This window comes from Polycladospora coralii, from assembly GCF_014773435.2.
Classification (GTDB): domain Bacteria; phylum Bacillota; class Bacilli; order Thermoactinomycetales; family Thermoactinomycetaceae; genus Polycladospora; species Polycladospora coralii.
The window spans coordinates 1-4,354 of the sequence record NZ_JACXAG020000022.1 but is presented as its reverse complement, the minus strand read 5'-3'; the positions used below and the strand labels follow the sequence as shown (position 1 = coordinate 4,354).

The following is a 4,354-nucleotide window of genomic DNA, read 5'->3' as shown; positions in this document are numbered from 1 at the left end:
GCAAGGGATCGAGCCGCCTAAGGTGGGGCAGATGATTGGGGTGAAGTCGTAACAAGGTATCCCTACCGGAAGGTGGGGATGGATCACCTCCTTTCTAAGGACGCTCCTTCTAGGAGCTTAAATCGAATCATGACAGGTCATGTAAGCACTCTTTAGTTTTCAGGGAATATATAAAAAGACTGTGATCATTCATTTATGATCACAGTCTTTTTTGTTCGATGTAAATTAAATGGTTGATTTAGGACTTCCGAACGAGAGTCCTCCCATTTCAATGGGGGACTTAGAGAAACAAGATCTATTAAAATATACTAAAATATAACACCCCTTGATAACTGAAACGTATTGGGTAGGTTGGAAAAATGATACCTGTGTAGCGAACTGACGCTTCTAACTTTTCTATCTAATGATCCAAAAAACAGAAGCAAATTTTGTTCCTGATTTTGGAGTCGGATTTTTAACTACAAAAAATATGCCTTGTTTAAGAACTTGATGAAAGAGACTAAACCTTTGTTGGAATAGTACGTACTCTTCAGTAGGTATAGCTGTCTGTTGTTCAACGCGAACAGATACATTGATTGCTTGATCTGGAATTGGAATCCTAGTAGCTCCACCAGGTCTGATGCCATTGGATCTTCTTTTAAAACCAACAGCTATTCCTGGGATATTAAAATCGATGTCTAAATCGATTATAAACCTACTGTTGTTCTGCATTGCAATCACATGCATATTTTCTCCCCCCTCTATGTATATTATAATTCTCTCGCGTAACATGCTTGGATGTTGAATGAGTCGATTGTACAATTTTGAAACAGTAAGTACATGATCGACAATGTAAATGCTTGTCAATATTGTGTAGTAACGTTCTGATCAGTTGTTTTGATTCCTAATAGGTATGGAGATGATTTAATGAGATGGAATAAAATGGGGGCATCAGATTCTGATATATGGGAGTTACCACCACGCTTTTTAAGTATCTCTCCCTTATCGATTGCAAAGGATTTCGTGATGATAGCGCGATTGCTTAGGCATGTGTTGTGATGGAGTTGTCAGTTTTAAGCGAATATCAGGCTCACTTTTAGTTAGAGGTCCTCGGATCCCATTCATATTGACGGCTTTGGTAAGTTGATCTGCTCAGTTAGTTTTTTTGTACGCTACACTACTATAAATGCTGTTCCATCAATTTAAAATAGGAATAACATGTAGCTATATCATATAAATATATTTCCGGGAAGGGTGTGCTTTGGATTGAAAAGAAAGAAAAATAAGAGAAATAACCAAATTAAAATTAGTAGCGGCGGTAAAGCAAGAGGTGTAAGCCGAATTACAAACTTTATAGGTGCTTCTGGAATCGTACCGCCAGTAAATCAAACCAAAACAATATCTTTTACTGCGCTTGGTCAAAGCTATTTTATGCAATTTGATCAGAATGGATCACCTACTGAAGTTGCATTATTAGCTAAAAGTCAAACTTCTATCGGACCATTTAGCCCTGTCTTTTTATCGGGAGGAAATATCGATACCTCACAAAGCTCACAAATTCAATCTTATATTTTTCGATTAAAATCGGGTACGATTACATCGATCTCTGGCCAATTTACGACTAATCAAGATATTGATATTAGTGAATTAGATACTGCATTTATTAGCTGTGGTATTTGGTCTGCACCAGTGGGCTCCAATATATTTAGCCAGTTGGCTATAATCGATTTACAACCAGGATTAACTGAATTTGTCAATTCGGGTACAACTGTTCAAGCAACTACACAAACATCAGTACCAGTAGACATTAGTAGACAATATCTATTTGTGTATTCAGCACGGTTTGAGGGAGTACCGCAGATTGTTGGAGCGGGCTTTAGTGGAACAGGTAGTGGCAGTATTGTAATTACCCATTAATTTAAATCCAGTCGTTATCCTATCTAGGAGACATTAATCTTACGATTCATTTGTATATCAATCAAAACACTTTATTGATACTGGATCATGCGCCACTTGAAAATTTCAAAGCAACCGAACAGAACACCCCGCTAAAAACCTTACGGTTCTCCTAAAGCTCCCTATGGATCAACTGGTTGTCCGCTTCTTCCCTTAGGTTTTGGTTCCAAGGCATGTTTTGATGAAAACATGTAAACATATCCTACATTGCGTATTTATTACAGTAGCGAGCAGGAGTAGTGTTTCTAGGTCCAATAATTCAGCTGTAGAATGAGCTATAGCGGAATTTTAGACAACCAGCTGTATCCAAATCCATGAGATAACGTTGGTTGTCTAAATTAACCATTATTCAAGAGCGTATCTTTCATATTGAAAAAAAGAACTGGATTATCTTGTTTAGCGCTTTTTTCGAATGATATATAAAAAGAGAATCATCCTAGTTGTTACGGTAGAGTACGGAATAAGGTAACTTGAGTAAAATGTTATTCTGAAAAAATTGCTCTAGCATGTCTTCCTGCTCTAGCTCTTACAGAAACTAAACGGGCATTCGTAATCGTGGGAACAACAGGAGAAAAAGCATTAAATAAAGCTTCAGCGACATGAATTAAACTAGGAGAATAATTTACTCTAACTATTGGAAATGCCTTACTAAGAGCGGTAGGAACCGCCACACCCTTTTGAACAAGCATTTTACCCTGCCAAGCATCTACAATTGTACGATTAAAAACAGAACGGACCGTTCTCCCTGGGACTCCTGAAACGATTTCTGGCGTATCATTAGGATTACCTACTCCTAGATCTTCCATGACTTCTAAAGCAACAGATTCAAGAGGGAAAGTTCCTTGCAAGCTAGTTATATACCGAATTGTAATGTTGAAATCGATTGTTATAACCACTTTTTTTGACAAAAAGACACCTCCCTACAAATCTATGAATATACATATCAATAATATATTCACTTCACTCAATTTTTGTATAAACACAAATCTATCAAATAAAAAATAGATACTAATCCGAGCTACTATGTATAGAGGATCGACTTTTCTATATATTCCTCTCCATGTATTTGTATGGGTACAGATAACAAGAACAATACTTTCCGATGTCTATCCGGTTGATTATAGTATAAGGGAACAACAATCAATTGACAGCAGGATATAAAGGAGTAGATAAAATGAAGTGGATGAGTCGTATTAGCTTGATATTATTTTCCGTGTTTGTGTTGACTGTGAGTATGGGGAGTTCTGTAAAAGCAGGGCAACAGGATGTAGAGGAGTTTCACACTGGTCAAGGAACGATGGTATTGAAAAACCTGAAAAATAATCATGTATATATCTATAATACGAAACGAAGCAAGGAAAGATTTACTCCTGAATCTACCTTTAAAGTAGCAAATGCGTTGATTGGACTGGAAACCTCAGCAGTAAGAGATGAATATGAAGTAAAGCGTTGGGATGGTGTGGAACGGGAATTTGAAAACTGGAATCGTGACCATTCACTAGCTTCAGCCATGCGGGAGTCTGCTATATGGTTTTACCAGGACATGGCAAGAACAATCGGAGAAGAAGAGATGCAAAAGAATATTTCGAGATTTAACTATGGAAATCAAGATATATCAGGCGGAATTGATACATTCTGGCTAGGAAGTAGCATGAAAATTTCAGCCTTAGAGCAAGTTGTGTTTATAGAAAAGCTGGTTGAGGAACAGCTCCCGATTGCTGAAAAGCATCAAAAAACAGTTAAGCGCATGATGATTCAGGATGAGCAAGATGAATACATACTACATGGAAAGACAGGAACGAGACTGTCAGACTTGGGTTTGGGTTGGTATGTAGGTTTCGTTGAAAATGAGCAAGGTATATGGGTTTTTGCTGTTAATGTTGATGGAACTGGTACCTTGGCCAAGAATATTATGCTAAAAGAGTTGGAGAAAAGGGGTATTATTACACAAGGTTAGAAAAAAGTTTTACAAAAATCAATAATAGATTAGTAGTCACTTCAACACTAGACAAAATTGCAATTGGTTAGGTGTTTGCCTCGTATCATAAAGCGTTAAAGGTAGGATGAAAATGGCCTATATGGTTGACTTTAAGGGCGAATGATAATTCAGATCATATTTAAAGCTCTTCCGACACGACATTAATGCTGTACGGTACCTCATTATTCACAAAGTGTGATATAAGGTTGAAAATGTGTAGGTGATATAGGCAGAAATCAGGAACGGAAAAAGTCATATTATAAATATAGGGTTGCAATTGGTTTAGTATCATGGTATATTATTTCTTGTCGCCACAAGCGACGCTGAAATGAATCGCACCTTGAAAATTAGATATGGAAACAAGCTGTATGAAATACACTTGGTCTTTTTTAAATGTCAAGTATATATTCACCGGAGAAGTAATCTTAAGAGTATTAAAAC

At 37.0% G+C, this 4,354-nt stretch carries 4 protein-coding genes and 1 rRNA gene; 3 read left to right on the top strand and 2 right to left on the bottom strand.

Annotation, left to right across the window (positions count from 1 at the left end; genetic code table 11):
• Positions 1-94 (top strand): 16S ribosomal RNA (locus tag IC619_RS16480); the annotation flags it as partial.
• Between the two features lie 302 nt (positions 95-396).
• Here IC619_RS16480 and IC619_RS16475 read toward each other — a convergent pair.
• Positions 397-726 (bottom strand): hypothetical protein, encoded by a 330-nt coding sequence (locus IC619_RS16475; protein ID WP_191141208.1) that lies wholly within the window; start codon positions 724-726, stop codon positions 397-399.
• Positions 727-1,245: 519 nt separating this feature from the next.
• On the opposite strand from IC619_RS16475, the gene IC619_RS16470 reads away from it, so the two are divergent.
• Positions 1,246-1,896 carry a hypothetical protein gene (locus tag IC619_RS16470; RefSeq protein ID WP_191141207.1) on the top strand — a complete coding sequence of 217 codons (651 nt, stop codon included), beginning with the start codon at positions 1,246-1,248 and terminating at the stop codon, positions 1,894-1,896.
• Between the two features lie 521 nt (positions 1,897-2,417).
• On the opposite strand, the gene IC619_RS16465 is transcribed toward IC619_RS16470, so the two are convergent.
• Positions 2,418-2,843 carry a hypothetical protein gene (locus IC619_RS16465; protein WP_191141206.1) on the bottom strand — a complete coding sequence of 142 codons (426 nt, stop codon included), beginning with the start codon at positions 2,841-2,843 and terminating at the stop codon, positions 2,418-2,420.
• Between the two features lie 266 nt (positions 2,844-3,109).
• Here IC619_RS16465 and blaOXA point away from each other — a divergent pair, with 266 nt between their 5' ends.
• A complete protein-coding gene (gene blaOXA, locus IC619_RS16460; RefSeq protein WP_191141205.1) occupies positions 3,110-3,892 on the top strand; it encodes a class D beta-lactamase in 783 nt (260 codons plus the stop codon).
• Positions 3,893-4,354: the final 462 nt, after the last annotated feature.

Coding starts and splice junctions, on each gene's coding strand:
- IC619_RS16475 (WP_191141208.1), bottom strand. CDS start 726: ATGCATGTGATTGCAATGCAGAACAACAGTAGGTTTATAATCGATTTA.
- blaOXA (WP_191141205.1), top strand. CDS start 3,110: ATGAAGTGGATGAGTCGTATTAGCTTGATATTATTTTCCGTGTTTGTG.